12 protein-coding genes and 4 pseudogenes are annotated in these 16,803 nt (G+C 69.2%); 9 read left to right on the forward strand and 7 right to left on the reverse strand.

What is annotated here, in order from left to right; translation table 11 throughout:
* From ACFYRX_RS32820 to ACFYRX_RS32830, 3 genes are all read right to left on the reverse strand, one after another.
* The gene (locus ACFYRX_RS32820; protein WP_389107616.1) at positions 1-762 is read right to left on the reverse strand and encodes an ABC transporter ATP-binding protein; all 762 of its coding nucleotides are present in this window, start codon (positions 760-762) and stop codon (positions 1-3) included.
* Complete coding sequence (locus tag ACFYRX_RS32825) at positions 759-1,004, reverse strand: hypothetical protein (protein WP_389107619.1); 246 nt, start codon at positions 1,002-1,004, stop codon at positions 759-761. The genes ACFYRX_RS32820 and ACFYRX_RS32825 overlap by 4 nt, the downstream gene beginning before the upstream one ends.
* A gap of 950 nt (positions 1,005-1,954) precedes the next feature.
* Complete coding sequence (locus tag ACFYRX_RS32830; protein WP_389107622.1) at positions 1,955-2,629, reverse strand: hypothetical protein; 675 nt, start codon at positions 2,627-2,629, stop codon at positions 1,955-1,957.
* Positions 2,630-3,588: 959 nt separating this feature from the next.
* Here ACFYRX_RS32830 and ACFYRX_RS32835 point away from each other — a divergent pair.
* Positions 3,589-5,109 (forward strand): hypothetical protein, encoded by a 1,521-nt coding sequence (locus tag ACFYRX_RS32835; RefSeq protein WP_389107624.1) that lies wholly within the window; start codon positions 3,589-3,591, stop codon positions 5,107-5,109.
* Between the two features lie 751 nt (positions 5,110-5,860).
* Here ACFYRX_RS32835 and ACFYRX_RS32840 read toward each other — a convergent pair.
* Together ACFYRX_RS32840 and ACFYRX_RS32845 are read right to left on the reverse strand one after the other, a co-directional pair.
* Positions 5,861-6,022, reverse strand: a pseudogene (locus ACFYRX_RS32840) (peptide deformylase); the annotation flags it as partial.
* A 126-nt stretch (positions 6,023-6,148) separates the two neighbouring features.
* Positions 6,149-6,661: pseudogene (locus ACFYRX_RS32845) on the reverse strand (aromatic amino acid lyase); the annotation flags it as partial.
* Positions 6,662-6,801: 140 nt separating this feature from the next.
* On the opposite strand from ACFYRX_RS32845, the gene ACFYRX_RS32850 reads away from it, so the two are divergent.
* From ACFYRX_RS32850 to ACFYRX_RS32865, 4 genes are read left to right on the forward strand one after another with little or no spacing between them, the layout of a single operon-like run.
* Entirely contained in the window at positions 6,802-7,836 is a 1,035-nt protein-coding gene (locus ACFYRX_RS32850; RefSeq protein ID WP_389107627.1) for an ABC transporter ATP-binding protein, read from the forward strand.
* Positions 7,833-8,474 (forward strand): ABC transporter permease, encoded by a 642-nt coding sequence (locus ACFYRX_RS32855; RefSeq protein WP_389107629.1) that lies wholly within the window; start codon positions 7,833-7,835, stop codon positions 8,472-8,474. Before ACFYRX_RS32850 ends, ACFYRX_RS32855 begins: the two co-directional genes overlap by 4 nt.
* 3 nt (positions 8,475-8,477) lie before the next feature.
* Positions 8,478-9,140 carry an ABC transporter permease gene (locus tag ACFYRX_RS32860; RefSeq protein WP_389107632.1) on the forward strand — a complete coding sequence of 221 codons (663 nt, stop codon included), beginning with the start codon at positions 8,478-8,480 and terminating at the stop codon, positions 9,138-9,140.
* Between the two features lie 11 nt (positions 9,141-9,151).
* Positions 9,152-10,081 carry an ABC transporter substrate-binding protein gene (locus ACFYRX_RS32865; protein ID WP_389107635.1) on the forward strand — a complete coding sequence of 310 codons (930 nt, stop codon included), beginning with the start codon at positions 9,152-9,154 and terminating at the stop codon, positions 10,079-10,081.
* Positions 10,082-10,724: 643 nt separating this feature from the next.
* Here the strand turns inward: ACFYRX_RS32865 and ACFYRX_RS32870 are convergent.
* Entirely contained in the window at positions 10,725-11,291 is a 567-nt protein-coding gene (locus tag ACFYRX_RS32870) for a TetR/AcrR family transcriptional regulator (protein WP_389107637.1), read from the reverse strand.
* A 201-nt stretch (positions 11,292-11,492) separates the two neighbouring features.
* On the opposite strand from ACFYRX_RS32870, the pseudogene ACFYRX_RS32875 reads away from it, so the two are divergent.
* The 4 genes and pseudogenes from ACFYRX_RS32875 to ACFYRX_RS32890 form a co-directional block, all read left to right on the forward strand.
* Positions 11,493-12,033, forward strand: a pseudogene (locus ACFYRX_RS32875) (SDR family oxidoreductase); the annotation flags it as partial.
* Positions 12,034-12,181: 148 nt separating this feature from the next.
* A complete protein-coding gene (locus tag ACFYRX_RS32880; RefSeq protein ID WP_389107639.1) occupies positions 12,182-13,252 on the forward strand; it encodes an aldo/keto reductase in 1,071 nt (356 codons plus the stop codon).
* A gap of 935 nt (positions 13,253-14,187) precedes the next feature.
* Positions 14,188-15,309: a hypothetical protein gene (locus ACFYRX_RS32885; protein ID WP_389107642.1), complete on the forward strand. Its 1,122-nt coding sequence runs from the start codon at positions 14,188-14,190 to the stop codon at positions 15,307-15,309.
* A gap of 129 nt (positions 15,310-15,438) precedes the next feature.
* Positions 15,439-15,919 (forward strand): annotated as a pseudogene (locus ACFYRX_RS32890) (transposase); the annotation flags it as partial.
* Between the two features lie 5 nt (positions 15,920-15,924).
* Here the strand turns inward: ACFYRX_RS32890 and ACFYRX_RS32895 are convergent.
* The gene (locus ACFYRX_RS32895) at positions 15,925-16,794 is read right to left on the reverse strand and encodes an alpha/beta fold hydrolase (RefSeq protein ID WP_389107644.1); all 870 of its coding nucleotides are present in this window, start codon (positions 16,792-16,794) and stop codon (positions 15,925-15,927) included.
* Between the last annotated feature and the right edge of the window lie 9 nt (positions 16,795-16,803).

Raw genomic sequence — 16,803 nt, forward strand, 5'->3', positions numbered from 1 at the left:
TCAGCGCTCTCCCAACGCGACGAGTCGCTCGGCCAGTTGGGGGGCGGTTGGGTGGTCAAGGGAGTCGACGACCCGGCCGTCGGCCATCACCAGCGCCTGGTGGGCGCGGGCTGCGGCGGCCGGGTCGTGGGTCACCATCACCACCGTCTGGCCCAGTTCGTCGACCAGGGCACGCAGCAGCTCCAGCACGTCGTGCGCGCTGCGCAGATCCAGCGCTCCGGTCGGCTCGTCGGCGAACACGACGGCGGGACGGGCCGCCAACGCCCGTACCACAGCGGCACGTTGCTGCTGTCCGCCGGAGAGTTCGGCGGGGCGTCGGCCGAGCCGGCCGGCCAGGCCGACGCGTTCCACCAGTGCTGCGATCCACTCCCGGTCCGGGGCTCGGTCGGCGAGCCGCAGCGGCAGCGTGATGTTGTCCTCGATGGTGAGGGACGGGATCAGGTTGTAGGCCTGGAACACGAACCCGACGCGCTCGCGCCGCAGTTCGGTACGGCGGGTCTCGTTCAGCCCTGCGATCTCGTGGCCGTCGATGCGGACGCTGCCCGAGGTCGGCGAGTCCAGCCCGGCCGCGCAGTGCATCAGGGTGCTCTTGCCGGAGCCCGAGGGGCCCATCACCGCGAGGAAGGTGCCGGGCCGGACCGTCAACGACACCTCGTCGAGGGCCTTCACATCGCCCGGGTAGGTCTTGGTGAGTCGCTCCAACGCGATGGCCGGGGCGGGGGCGGGCACGGTGGCCCGTACGGCACTCGTCGCGAGGTTCACCGACGGCCGCCCTTCAGACGGCGTACGACGAGGACGGTGGCCGCGAGGGCGGTGACCGCGCCGCACGCGAGGTTCACGGCGACACCGACGGCGGCGTAGGAGGCGACCATGTTGGCGACCGCGCTGATCACCAGGATCAGCCAGAGCAGGACGCGGGCGACCTCGCCGCGGGTGACGGCCGAGGCGGGGGCGTCGTGGTGCGCGTCGTGGGCGCTCAGTCGGTAGGGGTCGGTGGTGACCATCGCGGGCTCCTTCTGCGGGGACTGGGCTGATGTCTCGGCCGGCGTCCCGGCTGATGTCTGCGACGCTACGGACCACGACCCCCTGGGCCGATCCCACCAACCGCCCGACCGGTAGTACAGCCTGCTGTACTGCACGGCGAAGTGGGCCTGCCCCCAGGCGCGTTGCCGCACATCGGGAGCGCGGCGAGCATGACGACAACCGACCCCACCCACACCGCGGACCCCCGGACACGGTGCCGCGCTCGGGCCGCTCACCGACGAGCTCGGGACGGCGGCGATGGCGCTGGGCGTACTGGTGCCGACGGCCGTCGCCGCAGTGACCGCTCCGGCCGGCGTGGGCCTGCCTCGGAACTCCAACTGCACCACCAGCCCACGGCACGGTCGGCCTCACCAAGTGCCCCCGCTACGGCGGCCACCGGCGCACGACCGCGCAGGCCTGGCCGGACATGCAGGTGTGGAAGGAGTGCGCGATGGAGCAGTTTGCAGCCTTCTTCGGTGACCGGCACGACTACCGCGACAGCTACACCTGGCAGAAGCTGGGCGGCGGCCCCCGGGCCCTGGGCGCTACACAGGCCGTCAAGTAGGCGGTTGGAGGAAAAGACCGCCTACCCCAGATCCGTCGACTCCGTGGAGGAGCCCGCTGCTGCGTGACGCCGTCAGGGCCGCGGCATCGCGCAGTGCCTGCGCTGCGGAGCAAGGGATGAGGCCTCCAAGGCCCCCGGCCCGAATCCTGGAAGCCTCGCCGTCACGGGCCCGCCGACAACCGCTGGCGCGACGCGAGCGTTCGCTGCTGAGTTGCCCGACGCCTTCACTGCGGTCACCCGGGCAAAGCCGTCAGCACTCGTATCCCAGACCCGGTCGGAGCAGGACACTGGAGCCGTTTGACTCCAGGGCAATGCATTACCCGGCTGGGAACGCCTCCTGCCGGCACACCGGCCGGGCTGTCCGGCTCAACCGTTCAGGATGCCGCCGACCCTGGTGACGGGGACCGTGTCCGCGGCCCGCGGAACCGTCACGCGGACCGGCTCCCCGATGTCCGACAGGGCCATCGTCAGCGTCACCCGCGCACCAGCCAAATTGGCGCTCATGCGGGTCTGCACCAGACGTCCCCGGCCGTCGACCCACGCGTCCGCGAATACCGGGAGGTCACTGCCCAGGGCGTCGCGGGCCTGGTCCATCTTCGTGCGAACATCCGGGCTCATGCGCAGAGTGATGGTCCGGTGGTCGAGGATGCCGCGGTAGCGCACGGTGCGCACCCCCTGAACGTTCTCCTCGCCCTGCCGGGAGATCTCGCGCATCGCGGAGACCTGCTGCAGGACATGCTCGGGATCGTTGAGCGGGGCCCGCAGCAGGTAATGAGCCTGCGCCCTGTCCCGGGTCACAACCCCCCAGCCATCCTCGCCGATCTCCTGGACTCCCTTGATGTATATCTTGCCGTCCGCGAAGACCTGGTCGCTGTGGTCGATGGCACCGCCGGGCAAGTCGACCGCGAGGTGGCCCCTGTCCGCGGCGAAGTCGAAGCCGCCGGTGACGGTGAGGCCGTACACCTGGCCCTCACCCTCCAGTTCGATCTCCTGGTGGAACCCGGCACTGTCCTCGCGGAGAGCCGCGACGGCCGCGCGCACGGCAGAACGGGGGCCGGACGACGATGCCGAAGACGGTGACGCGGTCGCAGCCTTGTCACGGCTTCCGGCGTCGGCCGCGGAACAGCCGGCGCACAGCAGCGCGGCGGCAGCAATGAACACGAGAGGACGGCGCATGGGATTCTCCGAAGTTCCTGGGCGAGCACTCGGCCATTTCCGTACCGCCTCACGCAGCGATCTTACAAACATTGCGCACAGCTGTGCGAACCGAATGGGATAGAAGCGCACACGTTCCACTACCAGGACGGCGAAGCGCGACGGCTCGTGAAGGACACGGCAGCCGATGCCACCCCAGGTGCCGACGCAGGGGCAGCATGTCCCCCGCACCGACACGGTGACGGACCAAGACCATGAAAGCCGAGGCGGCCCGCGGGGCAGGTGGCGTAGCCGACCCGGAAGAGGTCGACCACGCCGACAGCCGCCAGGTCAGGGGCCGTTCGAGCCCTGCACAAGCGCCTGGCCGTGGTACGACCAGGTGTGCCGGCCGCGCTCTTCCACAACCCGCTTCCGCCGTTGCTGTCAAGGCGGTCCGTGCTGTACTCGCCCTCGCGGTTCACGGTGGGCGCCGGTACGTCGTTGATCTTCACCGTGCCCACCTCGGCCAGGGCCGCTATCCCCCGTTCGGCATCACCGTCCATGTCGAGCGAGATCGTGCCCTGACCTGCATACCCAAGGTTCGATGAGACGAACTGCGATTCGTCAGGGTTCGGTGACATCCACTCACGGTTCGGTGCGACAGGGCAGCAGCCGGCGGTCCGCTCGGCGTGACCTGGCAGACACACTTGGGCCACCGACGGAACCCGGTGACCGCGGGTACAGCGGCCTCTGGCCTGTTGGACGTTCGGGCGCAACCTTCCGGTGTGCTGGCATGTCCACATAGCGTGCTGACGATACGTAGAACATGGCGGACAGCGGCGGCCGCCGCTTTCGCGACCGCCGTTATGGCGGTCGCAACCCCGGCCGCGCATGCCGCCCCAACGACGCTCGTCCTGGACGCCCAGGAGAACTACTACCTCCCCACCGAGGGCGAGGGTCCGAACCTGGACCTCGGCATCACGGCCTCGGGCGGGGACGCCCATGAGGTCTCGGTCGCGGTCGACGCGTCGTCCCTCGCCGGGAAGGCGACGATGGTGGTCACGGGGGACTGCGTGAGCGCCGGCACCCTGAAGGTGAGGTGTGACGTGGGCCCGCTGTCGGGCAGGGAGTCGATCGACCCGTTCTTCCTGAAGCCCACCGCATCCGCCGAAGCGGGCGACACCGGTGCCATCACCTACACCGCCACCGCCTCCGACGCGGCCACCGTGACAGGGAAGACGGCCGTCCTGGTCGGCGGGCCGAAGCTCGTCAGCCGGCCCTACCCGGCGCTGAAGGGCATCGCGCCCGGCGCCGGCTTCGAGCGCACCCCCGCCTTCGCCAACACCGGGGCAGCCCCCGCCGACAAGGGCGTCATGCTGCTGGTGCAGGACTCAGAAGGCGTCTCGCTCGCCCGTGACCACTCCAACTGCCACTACTCGGACCGGCCCGACGTCGGCGCCTGGTGCCGGTTCGACACCTCGGTCGCGCCCGGCACGGCCTACGAGACGGACGCGCCGCTGCGCTACACCGCCTCCAAGGACACGATGTACGGCTACAACACCTACATCGTGTGGCCGGTCGGCACCGCCGCGCCCGACTCCTTCGACCCGTCCGACTTCCCCGACACCGGCACCGGCGCGCCGCTCAACCTGAAGTCCGTCGCCTCCAACTCCGGATTCACCGGCTCCGGGTACGGCACCTTCGCCACCACCCAGCACGCCGACTACCAGGCACTCGGTGACACGGCCGAGGGCAAGGTCGGCGAGACGGTGAGCATCACCGTGGGCGTGCGGAACAACGGTCCGGGCCGGATGGGCTTCCAGTGGATGGACGCCGACAACTCCGGCACGTTCGTGGTGACCCCGCCCGCCGGCACCACCATCACCGGCGCCCCCGGCCCCGGCGAGCAGGGCGACCCCGGGCCGCGGTGGAACTGCACACCGGGCAAGGCCGGCGCGAAGAGCTACACCTGCGACATCGCCGGCACGGACTTCCGGCCGGGTGACTCCGTGACGCAGGAGTTCACGGTGCGGATCGACCGGGTCGTCCTCGGCGCGCGGGGCAGCGTGCGGGCGGTGGCGAACCCCGAGTACCCCAATCGTGACGACGACCCAGTGAACGACACCGCGGCGATCGCGGTGAAGGCAACCGGCTCGGCGACGTCCAGCCCGTCGCCCAGCGCCTCCGTGTCCCCCTCGGCCACGGCCACCGCGAGCCCGTCCGGCTCCGGGGCAGGAACCAGCAGCGGGACGGCGACCGGCGGCGGGCTCGCCGCCACGGGCACGGACGCGGTCCTGCTGCGGGCCGGCACCGCCGTCCTGCTGGTGGCGGCCGGCGCGCTGGTCTTCCTGACGGCACGGAGGTCGCAGTCGTCCCACGGCCGCTGACACCCCCGGCGTGGCACGGCATCTGCGGCCGATAAGGCCTTCCGTCACCGTGCGAACCGCATTGCATCGGTAGCCCCGGTTGGGCGCCGGTGAGACGAAACGCGGCGGGCCCCAGGGAAGTGATTCCGGGGCCCGCCGCGCGCTTTTCGGAATCGTGTATCTCAGGCGGGAGGCAGGCCCGGCAGCGCCCTCCCCATGGACGTGGCGAGCGCACTTCCCAACCCTCCGCCGGCGACGGCGAGTTGAGAACGCCCAGGGTGAAAGTCCCCCACCGCTGGAGCCTGCCAGGGTCGGGCGATCCGCCGCCGACCTCGGCTTCGATACGCGGGGCGAGTTGGGTGAACTCGATGACACCGTCGTCCGGAAGCTCGAGGACCTGTACGGCCTGGCGATGAAGTCGCGGCTGTTCTCCGCGATGTTGCCGGCGTTCTCGCCGACTCCTCGCTCGTTGTGCCCGCCCGGCCGGGCCGCGGCGTCGATCCGGTCCTGCCGCACGCACTTGCGCAGCGTGTCGGTCGGTCGTGCCGATGCCCAGCTTCTGGGCGACCGCTTCCATCGCGGCCCACGCGGTGTCGTACTCCTGCCGCACCTCGGCGACCATCCGCACCGCACGACGGCGCAGTTCAAGCGGGTACGCGGGTACTGGGAAGGACATGGCACAACTCGATCCTCGCAAACGATCGGCGCCGGACTCGGCAGGCTGAACGACAACAGCAGCACGGCCAACGCCGATCTGAGGCGCGGCGATCCCCATGCCCTTGGCGAAGGTGTGAACCTGGGCGATGCGCTCCATGAACGCGAAGAGATTGTCCACGACACGTTCTGCGGCATCCCGCTCGGCGGGGAGGCCGAAGGGGCTTGCCGACTCAGAGAGGACAGGGGCGCCTGCCTGGACGATTCCGAGGTTGCACATCTGCTCACCGGGCCTCCTTCGTCCACCCGAACTCCCCTTGATCCATGCTCTGTTCGGGCCAGAGGCCGCAAGCGCTGTGCGTGACGACAGCGGGCGTGCAGGGCAGGTCGTCCAGGTGAACGCCGGGAGGGCCGGCCCCGCCTGGGCCAACGCCGCGATGTCGCCGGTGCCCACCGAGCCGAACTCGTTGACGACCGGATGCGCCCCGCTCTCCAGCGCCTCGCACAGAGCCGTCACCACGGTCGGCCGCAGCCCCGCGCAGCCCGCCAGCAGCTGGTTGGCCCGGACCGCGAGCATCGCGCGGACCTGCCGGGCCGGGAGTTCCTCGCCGATGGCACCGGCGTGGCTGCGCAGCAGTAGCAGACCGTGCTCGGCGGCCGTCTCGGTGGGCACGTCCTCGTTCCGGTTGGCGCCGACGCCGGTCGAACGGCCGTAGACGCGTCCGGTCGCGGCGATCTGCCGGGCGGCGTCCCAGGACTCGGTGACCCGCTTCATCGCCTCGGTCCCGGGCACCGGTCGCGCGGTCCCGTCGGCGAGGCGGACGACGTCCGCGACACCGAGCCCGATCCCGTCGAGAACCACGAGACCGGTGCGCCCGACCACGACAGGTTCAGGAGAGTCCACGATCTGGGACGACATATAGCGAAAACTACCCTCAATACGGACACCAGATCTTGCCTGGCGGTCATCCGTTACCTCGGATTAACACCGAACCGTTGACAAACTATTCAACTACGAGAACTCTGCATGACGTTATACAGCCGGGCAAGGGGTATCTCATGATCCAGTTCGACGCGGTCCACAAACGTTTTCCCAACGGCACGACAGCAGTGCACGATCTCACCCTCGACATGCCGGAAGGCGGCGTCACCGTCCTCGTCGGATCCTCCGGTTGCGGCAAGACGACCACCCTCAGGATGATCAACCGGATGGTCGAACCGACCTCCGGCACCATCAAGGTCGGCGGCAAGGACGTCACCGACCAGGACGCGGCCGAACTGCGCCGCTCCATCGGCTACGTCATCCAGCAGTCCGGCCTCTTCCCGCACCGCACGGTGCTGGACAACATCGCCACCGTCCCGCTCCTGCTCGGCCACGGCCGCAAAAAGGCCCGCGCCCGGGCGGCGGAACTGCTGGAAACCGTCGGCCTGACCGCCGAGTCCGGCAAGCGCTACCCGCACCAGCTCTCCGGCGGCCAGCAGCAGCGCGTCGGGGTCGCCCGCGCCCTCGCCGCCGACCCGCCGGTGCTCCTCATGGACGAGCCCTTCGGCGCGGTCGACCCGGTCGTTCGCACCCAGCTCCAGGACGAACTGCTCAGACTCCAGAAGGAGTTGAACAAGACCATCGTCTTCGTCACCCACGACGTCGACGAGGCCGTCCGCCTCGGCGACCGCATCGCGATCTTCCGCACCGGCGGCCACCTCGTCCAGAGCGCCCCGCCCGCCGAACTCCTCGCCCGCCCCGCCGACGCCTTCGTGGCCGACTTCCTCGGCGCCGAGCGCGGCCTGAAGCTGCTCTCGCTGAAGTCCCTCGCGGACGTCCCGCAGGGCCCCGCGCCGGAAGGGACCGCCTGGTCCCTCGTGTGCGACGCGGCGGGCAAGCCTCTGCACTGGGCGACCGACGACGCCGAAGTCCCCGTACGACCGCTCAAGGACGGCGACTCCCTGCTCGCCGCCCTCGACGAGTCCGTCGCCTCCCCCACCGGCCTGGTCGCCCGGGTCGATGCCGACGGCGTCCTCACCGGTGTCACCTCCCGCGACAACATCCACCGGCACGCGGGCCTGGCGCACTCGGAAGCCCGGGTGGCCGTATGACCATCGACTGGTCGTGGATCTCCGGCCACACCGACGACCTGGCCACCCTCACGGTCTCGCACCTCCAGGCAGCCCTGAGCGCCGTCTTCTTCGGCCTGCTGATCAGCCTGCCGCTCGCCGTGGTCGCACACCGAGTCCGCCCCCTGCGCGGTTTCCTGCTCGGGCTCTCGAACGTCCTGTTCACGATCCCCTCGATCGCGATCTTCGTGCTGCTCCTGCCGATCAGCGGTCTCACCCGCACCACGACCGTGATCGGCCTGACCGTCTACACGCTGGTCGTACTCCTGCGGAACACGGTCGAGGGCCTCGACTCGGTCCCCGCGAAGACGAAGGAGGCCGCGAAGGCGATGGGCACCCGCCCCCTGCGGACGCTCCTGACGGTCGAACTCCCCCTGGCACTCCCGGTGATCATGGCGGGCGTCCGCATCGCCACGGTCATGTCGATCTCCCTGGTGTCGGTCGCCACCTACATCGGCGACGGCGGCCTCGGCCAGCTCTTCACCGACGGCTTCCAGCGCGACTTCCCGACACCGGTGATCGTGGGCGTGGTCCTGACGATCCTCCTCGCGGTGGTCGCGGACGCCCTGCTGGTGGCCGTGCAGTACGCCCTGACCCCGTGGCGCCGGAAGCGAGCCTGAGCGATGTACGAACTCATCAAGAACCTCGGCTCCTGGCTGACCAGCGGCTCCCAGTGGGCCGGCCCCGACGGCATCGCCCACCGCCTCGCCGAGCACCTCCAGTACTCGCTGCTCGCGACCCTCATCGCGGCCGCGATCGGGCTGCCTCTCGGCCTGCTGATCGGCCACACCGGCAAGGGCGCCTTCCTCGCGATCAACCTCGCGTCCTTCGGCCGCGCCCTGCCGACGGTCGGCCTCGTCGTCCTGGTCTTCCTGGCCGGCGGCCTGTCCATGCTCCCGGTCTACGTCGCCCTCGTCGCCCTCGCGGTCCCGGCGATCGTCACCAACACCTACGCCGGCATGACGGCCGTGGACCCGGACGTGAAGGACGCCGCCCGCGGCCAGGGCATGCGTGGCCACCAGGTCCTGTTCCAGGTCGAGTTGCCCCTCGCACTTCCCCTGATCATGACCGGCCTGCGCCTGGCTCTGATCCAGGTCGTCGCCACCGCGACCATCGCGGCCTACGTCTCCTTCGGCGGCCTCGGCCGCTACGTCTTCGACGGCCTCGCCCAGCGCGACCTCGTGCAGGTGCTCGGCGGGGCGGTGCTGGTCGCCGTGATCGCCGTAACCCTCGACCTCCTCCTCTCCGCCCTCCAGCGCTTCCTCTTCCGCCACCGCACCGCGTAAGGACCACTCCGATGAACCGACGCACTCTCCTCGGCGGCCTCCTCGCGGCGGCCTCCGTGCCCGCCCTCGCCGCCTGCTCCAGCGGCGTCACCTCGCTCGACGGCGGCGGTACGACCTCCGGCGGCAGCGGCTCCAGCAAGGGCGGAGTCACCATCGGCACCGCCAACTTCACCGAGAACCAGGTCCTCGGCTACCTGTACGCGGCGGTGCTCCAGCAGGCCGGCGTGAAGGTGAAGGTCCGCCCCAACCTCGGCACCCGCGAGATCGTGATCCCCGCCCTCAAGGCGGGCGACATCGACCTGCTGCCCGAATACCAGGGCGCCCTCCTCAACTACCTCGCCCCCAAGGACGCCTCCGCCGAGCCTGGCACCATGCAGAACGCCCTCACCCTCGCCCTGCCAGGCGGCCTCCAGGTGCTCCCCTACGGCCAGGCGGCCGACTCCGACTGCTTCGTCGTCACCCGGGCGACCGCGAAGAAGTACGGCCTTGTCACCCTCGCCGACCTCGCCAAGCAGAACGGCAAGCTGGTCATCGGCGCCGCGCCCGAGGTGAAGAAGCGCCGGGTGGGCGCGGTCGGCCTGAAGGACGTGTACGGCGTCGAGTTCAAGGAGTTCAAGTCGCTCGACTCCGACGGCCCGCTGGTCAAGGGCGCCCTGAGGAAGGGGGACGTGGACGTGGCGAACCTCTTCACCACCGACACCGACATCGCCGCCCACGACTGGGTCGTCCTGACCGACCCCAAGAACCTCATCCCCAGCCAGCACATCGTCCCCCTCATCGCCGACCGCAAGGCCGACGACACCGTCCGCAAGGCCCTCGCCCGCCTCGGCAACATCCTCACCACGGCCCAGCTCACCCAGCTCAACAGCCAGGTCGACAACGACAAGAAGGACCCGGAGGACGTGGCGAACGCGTACGCCAAGCAGCACGGGCTGGCCTAGGAAGGACCCCCGCCGCAACAGGGGGCTGACGCCAGTGCAGCGGACGTTACGGCTGCCCGCGCTGGTCGACTCGTTCCTGGAGAGGGTCGACCAGCGGATCGACGGTGCGGGCATCGCGACCGCCGGGCCGGGTGACCTGAATCTCCGAAGATGTAGGCCGCGCTCCGTGAACTGGGTGAAGAACTCGGCGACAACATCCAGGCCCATCGCTGGTGGACGCTTCAGGAGCTGAGGGACATGGCGGCGTGCTCCTCCCCTGCCTCCGTCGCTGAGCGCGAGATCCTTCAGATACTCCGCGACCGGATCGGTCTCGGAGCCATCACCCGCAAGGACGACGTAGGGCGATCCTCAGGCTCGATCAGGTTGCTTACGTGCTTGACCAGGTGACATGTGTGCGGAGAGGGTGACCGGCGCGCCACTTGACCTGCGCCGGCGCCGCCTCGTCGCGTGGTGAGGCCCCAGGTCGGCGCGGACCTGGGCCTCGTTCCGTACGAGCGGTCGGCCCTCCACTTCCTGGCCTCCGCCGGCATTGCCTCCGTCTTGATCTGCTACCGCCGCTTCACCAAATGAGACGACGGCTTTTGCGGCACCGGCACCGGCACCGGCCCGCGGTCATCACCGTGACGACACCGCGCACTCGAGGTCAGCGGGGCGGCCTCAGCCCGTCGACGACGATGGTGAGCATGCGGTCGAGTTGGGCGCGCTGTTCGGGTGCGCCGGCCACGGAGATCACGGCGGCAAGGACGCTGCCGACGTCGACCGGATCGATGTCGCCGCGCAGTTCTCCTGCCTCGGAGCCGGTCGCGAGCACCATGCCCAGGATTTGCTGCACCTCATCACAGACCGGTCCGGTGCCGAAGCGTCCGGAGGCGCTCATGGCGACCAGGGCGTCGCAGATGCCTCGCCGTTCGCCCGCCCACTCGGCGAAGTGGCGCATCCAGGTGTGCAGAGCCTGTGCAGGCTGCTCGGTAGCCAGGAGGGCTCGCGCGTCCTCGCGCAGAGGGCGGATCTGGTCACGGTAGATCTCTTCGACCAGGTCCTCTCGGGTGGGGAAGTGCCGGTAAAGGGTGCCGCTTCCCACGCCCGCGCGTTTGGCGATCGCGTCCAGCGAGATCGCCTGGCCGGAGGCGAAAGCCTCAGCAGCCGTGGCGATCAGGTGATCTCGGTTGCGCTGGGCATCGGCGCGCAGGGTCCTTCGTGGAGAGGTCATGGCCTTCGCAATCGGGAGTGGCGGGTTGCGGTGCGGAGACGAATCGGGGATGTCTCCGGTTAGTGTACGGTGACGCAAACGGGGACATCCCCGCTTACTGATCTGCGTCCGGCCCTGTCCGCTCCATGAAAGGCCCGCCATGCCCGCAGAGCGCTCCTCACCGACGGCACGACCGGAATCGGCACGACCACCGCCGAGCTACTGCACGCCCGCGGCCACCAGGTCGCTGTCACGGGACAGAACCCCGATTCCCTCGCGCGGGCAGGGCTCGAGCTTCCCGACGACGTACTGGTCGTCCAGTCCGACTTGCGCGCTCTGGCCGACACCGACGTTCTTCTGGCGACGGTGGCCGAACGCTACGGGTCCATCGACCTGCTGTTCCTCAACGCGGGATCTTCCGCCCCGCACCGGTTGCCGACGTGACGGAGGAGTCGTTCGGCGAGCAGGTCCACGTCAACCTCAAGGTCCAGTACTTCACTCTCCAGAAGGCCATTCCGCTCATGACCGACGGCGGGTCGATCGTCTTCGCCGTGGGCGTCGGATCCCGCAGCGGCATCCCTGGCGCCACCCTGGGGGCACCGACGCGCGGCGCCCTGCCGGCGATGCTGCCCTCGCTCGCGCTCGAACTGGCTCCGCGCAGGATCCGTGTCAGTGCCGTCAGCCCCGGAGCGGCCGGGACTCCTTGCGCACGAAGATCCCGTTCGAGCGCTTCGGATCCAGCCAGGAAATCGCGGAAGTCGTCGCCTGCCTCGTCTCGGACGCCGCCAGTTACGTCAGCGGACAGGACATCGCCGTGGCCGGCAGCTACGGGCTCGGCGCCTGGAACTCGGGCGAGTCGACCACCGATCCGCGCTCTGGAACGCCAAGAACCACAACCACAGGAGAACACGATGCCACTTGCTCTCGACACCTACCGGCTGCTGGGCCGTTCCGGACTGCGAGTCTCACCGCTGGCGCTGGGCGCGGCGACCTTCGGCACCGAGTGGGGCTGGGGCGCCGAGCGCGAAGAGGCGCGCAAGCTGTTCGACCGCTACACCGAACTCGGCGGCAACTTCTTCGACACCGCCAGCACCTACACCAACGGCAGCTCCGAGCGACTGCTGGGCGAGTTCGCCCGTAGTGATCGCGAGCGTCTGGTACTCGCGACGAAGTACTCGACGCTGCGCAGGCCCGGTGACCCCAATTCCGGTGGCACACACCGCAAGAGCATGCTGGCATCGGTGGAAGCCAGTCTGCGGCAGCTCGGCACGGACTACATCGATCTGCTCTATCTGAACGTCTGGGACTTCAGGACGCCGGTGGAGGAGATCCTTCGCGGCCTTGACGACTTGGTACGGCAGGGCAAGGTCCTGTACGTGGCGGTCTCCAGCGCACCGGCCTGGCAGGTGTCGCGCATGCAGACGCTCGCCGACCTGCGCGGCTGGTCACCGCTGGTCGCCCTGGAGATCGAGTACAGCCTGATCGAGCGTGCTGGGGAACGTGACCTGATCCCCATGGCGCGCGAGATGGGTCTGGGCGTGGTCCCCTTCTCCCCGCTGGGCGGCGGGGTGCTCACCGGCAAGTACGGCCGGGACGACCTGAATCCGGCGGACGCGGTCGCCGGTGAAACCGCCGGCAGCCGCAAGAGCCTCAACGCCGCCCTGGGCATGGTCACCGAGCGCAGTCTCGCCATCGCCGATGTGGTGAAGGAAGTGGCCACAAACCTGGGCCACACGCCCGCCCAGGTCGCACTGGCCTGGACTCTGAACGCCCCGGGCGTGGCGGCACCCATCATCGGCGCCCGCACCATCGCGCAGCTCGAGGACAACCTTGGTGCCCTGCAGGTCGATCTCACGCCTTCCCAGCTGGCCCGCCTCGACGAGGTCAGCGCCATCGACCTCGGCAATCCGCACGGCCTGCTCGCCAGCGACCACATCCGCAAGGTCACCTCAGGTGACATGAAGATCGAAACCCGCCGCTGATCCACTTCCGACATGGCGACATCCAGACGTACCACCATGTTTTCGGCGATGGAACGATGGGACTCGCGGTGGCGGAGCTACTGGTCTGAGCGAGCCGTCGGGTGGACGCTTTTCGGCGGCGGTGACTCCCGGTCGGAACAATCCGCTGACGTTGAAGGCGGAGCCAGTCGGGGACGGATTCGCCTTTTTCGTGCGCCTGACTCCCAACGGCGACGACGACGTGTGTCATTTGCAGATGGAGATCGATCCGATCGCCACGGTGGAACTCCGTGCGACCTTCAGTGCGCTGCACGCGGCGTTGGTGGTCTGACCTGCGTTGTGGTCAGGCTGCCGTCGTGAACGGGCGTCCGCCCCAGTGGATGCCCTTCGCGCTTCGTATGCGAGCCGCACCAAGGGGAGGTTCTCCGCGGTGAAGTGGCGTTTCAAAGGAGCGTCGGAAGGGAGGGCCGGGGTGTCGCCGCAGCTCCGCCCGTCGCACGGACTCCGCCGTTCCTCTCCCCGCCCGGCATCACGGACGCCTCCTCTCGATGGGTGGCGATGGGTACGCACACGGGGCGCTGGGCGTCAAAAGCGAACTGCCGCACATCGCCCACGCTGGGGACGTTTCGTTTGGTCATGGGATCGCTGGTTCGGGTGGGCCGTTTCCTGACGTGCAGCGGGCACGGATCGATCCGGTCTTCCGGGCTGGACACCGAACGGGTGGCCGGTGACTCTGCATGTGGTGCGGGTCGGGGTGGTGCCGGAGCGGGTGTTCGCGGTGACACGCGCTCGTGACCTTGGTGGTGAGGGCAGGCCCGGTACTGGGGGGACGAGCAGATCTGGCTGTACCGACTGCCCCGGCCGCCGGGAGCCGGCATGTCGCGCGGCGTCGACGTTACGCGGCAGCATCTGTGGGCACTTGCGAACGCGGGGCAGCAGACGAGAAGGGTGCAGCCATGCCGGTGTCGTCGCAGGGCGTTACGGTCGTGGCTCTCCTAGCGGACCCGGACACGCCGACGGAGATCGCGCAGCGCATGGTCCGGATACTTCCTGATCGGCTCGCCGACAAGTCAGGCCAGGGGCGACGATTCGACGTCGAGGTGGTCAGTGAGCCCTTCACCGCAGGGGCCGAGGCCCCGTCCACCTTGATGCGCCGGATCATGGACCGCGCAAGTGCGGAGAACTGGGACATCGTCGTGGCCCTCACCGACCTTCCGCTGCACTCACACAGGCGCAAGCTCGTTGTGGATCTGAGTCACGAACACGGCTTGGCGCTGCTGTCCCTTCCATCGCTGGGGGGCTGGCGGCTGCAGACAAGGGCCCGGCGGGCCGTGGAAGGTGCCGTGCTCAGTTTGGCGGGTCCGTGGGCCACCGGGGCTGAGGGAGCTACGCGAAGTCAGCCGCTGCTGGGGCCCTTCGTCGGTCGTCTCGCGCCTATCCATCCGGGCCCGGTCGACGAGGAGGAGACCGCCGATCTGCGGTACGTGGCGAGCGGGCCGCGCGGTTACCTCAGGGTGCTCGTCGGGATGGTCCGCGCCAACCGGCCGTGGCGGTTGGTGCCGGGTCTGTCCAAGGCCCTGGCGGCCGCACTCGCCACGGGAGCCATCGCCACCGTGAACTCCACTGTCTGGAGCCTGGCCTCGTTCCTGAGCGCGCCACGCCTCGTGATCGCCATGGTCGGGTCTGTCGCGCTCATGATCGGCTGGCTGATCGTGGACGCGAACCTGTGGCATCGGACAGCGGAGTTCTCGCCGGAGGCGAGGAAGAGAGCTGCTCTCTACAACGCCTCGACCGTCGTCACCGTGGGTATCGGGGTCTTCGTCTGCTACGCGGGTTTGCTGGTCATCAACCTGGTGTGGGCGCTGTTCATCCTCAACGACCGAGTGTTCGCCTCCATGACACGAACCCCGCTTCACGCCACGGAGTACTGGACGCTGTCCTGGTTCGTCGCTTCGATCGCCACGGTGGGCGGCGCACTGGGATCGGGCTTGGAGAGCGACGAGGCGATCCGGGCAGCCGCCTACTCCAAGCGCGAACAGGAACGACGCAGCGTGCTGCAGGATGAACACGGTGACTAAGAGCTCGCGCACATAGGCGCGATGGAGTACCTCGGGAGCAGAACAGGCACAGGACTTGCTGATCATGGAGTTGCGACGCTCTGTGACCAACCATGAGACCTGTGCCTGCACTGCCATCATGGCTGACCGCTGGGCGTCTTCGCTCAACTCCGGCACATCGCCTTGGAGATGACGACCGCATCGTCGGCCTGGTCCTGGACCAGATCGCTGTCGACGGATCGATCATCAAGGCACCGGGAGGTGAAGAAGCCGCCGGACGTTCACCGGTCGACCGAGGCGAACTGGGCCTCAAGCGATCAGGAACGACAGACGGCTACGGAATCCCGCTGGGCCGTGTCCTGGCCGGAGCGAACTGCCACGACTCGCCGCTGCTCGCCCCGACCCTGGACCTTCTGGATGACCTCGGCCCACTGCCCGGCCCGACACCATCACCGTGCACCTGGACGCTGAGTACGACTCGGTCAAGACCCGCACCACTCTCGACGAACGCGGACTACGCGGCCGGATCGCCCACAAGGGCGAGAAGGCCCCCATCCAGGTCACTCAACACTGGCACGTGGAGCGCACCCATGCCGGGCAGAACGCCTTCTGCCGGTCCGCTGCGCTTTATTTCCTTCAAACCGCGCCCGGGGCGGCTTGCTTCTCCTGGTTGTCTGCCAGGAAGTCGGTGATCCGTTGGTTCGTCTGGGTGGGTATGGCGGTGGGCATGGCGAAGTGGGTGAGTTCGGCGAGGATCTCGATCCGGGCGTCCGGTACGGCTTTGCGGGCGCGGGCTGCGACTTTGGCGGCGTCATGGGCGTCGCTGCGGCCGGCGAGAAGGACCAGGAGCGGAACGCTCAGTGCCGTGGGGTCCGGGCGGCGGCCGACGACCAGTTTCCGGTTCGCGAAGCCCGAGACCGCCAAGGCATAGACCCGCTTCCAGCCCAGGTCGGTGTCGGTCCCTGCGGTCTCGCGGTCCAGGTAGGCGTGGGCGCGGGCTCGCGTCGGGCGGAGCAGTACGGGCAGCGAGCGCAGCAGGAAACCCGGGCGGAAGTTGGCGAAGCACTGGGTCGGGTCGAGCAGTACGAGCCGATCGACCCGCCGTGCGGCGTGCAGGGCGTAGGTCAGGGCGATCCAGCCGCCGTAGGAGTGGCCCAGCAGGTGCGCGCGGGACACGGTGAGACCGTCGAGCAGCGCGTCCAACCAGGCCATCAGGTCGGTGGTCGTGCGCAGCGGGCGCCCGCCGGGGACGCTGTGTCCGGCGTCGCCCAGGATGTCGACGGCCAGCACCCGGTGGTGCGTGCCAAGAGCTGTTGCATTGGCGAACCAGACCACGCCGGTGGAACCGCCGCCGTGTAGAAGGAGGACTGGAGTGGCGTCAGCGGGGCCGTAGGCGTGGACACGGGTGGTCCCGTACGGGGTGGGAACGTCGATCTCGGCGGTACCGGTGGGCCAGCGGGCGAGCAGTGCGTCGTAAGCCGTGAAGAACTCTTGGGATGAGGACACGGTGAACCC

The sequence above is a fragment of the Streptomyces sp. NPDC005374 genome (genome assembly GCF_042872225.1).
Classification (GTDB): Bacteria; Actinomycetota; Actinomycetes; order Streptomycetales; family Streptomycetaceae; genus Streptomyces.

Excerpts from the sequence above, each read along its gene's own strand:
- ACFYRX_RS32825 (WP_389107619.1), bottom strand. The coding sequence starts at position 1,004 with ATGGTCACCACCGACCCCTACCGACTGAGCGCCCACGACGCGCACCAC.
- ACFYRX_RS32835 (WP_389107624.1), top strand. The coding sequence starts at position 3,589 with ATGGCGGTCGCAACCCCGGCCGCGCATGCCGCCCCAACGACGCTCGTC.
- ACFYRX_RS32850 (WP_389107627.1), top strand. The coding sequence starts at position 6,802 with ATGATCCAGTTCGACGCGGTCCACAAACGTTTTCCCAACGGCACGACA.
- ACFYRX_RS32855 (WP_389107629.1), top strand. The coding sequence starts at position 7,833 with ATGACCATCGACTGGTCGTGGATCTCCGGCCACACCGACGACCTGGCC.
- ACFYRX_RS32860 (WP_389107632.1), top strand. The coding sequence starts at position 8,478 with ATGTACGAACTCATCAAGAACCTCGGCTCCTGGCTGACCAGCGGCTCC.
- ACFYRX_RS32865 (WP_389107635.1), top strand. The coding sequence starts at position 9,152 with ATGAACCGACGCACTCTCCTCGGCGGCCTCCTCGCGGCGGCCTCCGTG.
- ACFYRX_RS32870 (WP_389107637.1), bottom strand. The coding sequence starts at position 11,291 with ATGACCTCTCCACGAAGGACCCTGCGCGCCGATGCCCAGCGCAACCGA.
- ACFYRX_RS32880 (WP_389107639.1), top strand. The coding sequence starts at position 12,182 with ATGCCACTTGCTCTCGACACCTACCGGCTGCTGGGCCGTTCCGGACTG.
- ACFYRX_RS32885 (WP_389107642.1), top strand. The coding sequence starts at position 14,188 with ATGCCGGTGTCGTCGCAGGGCGTTACGGTCGTGGCTCTCCTAGCGGAC.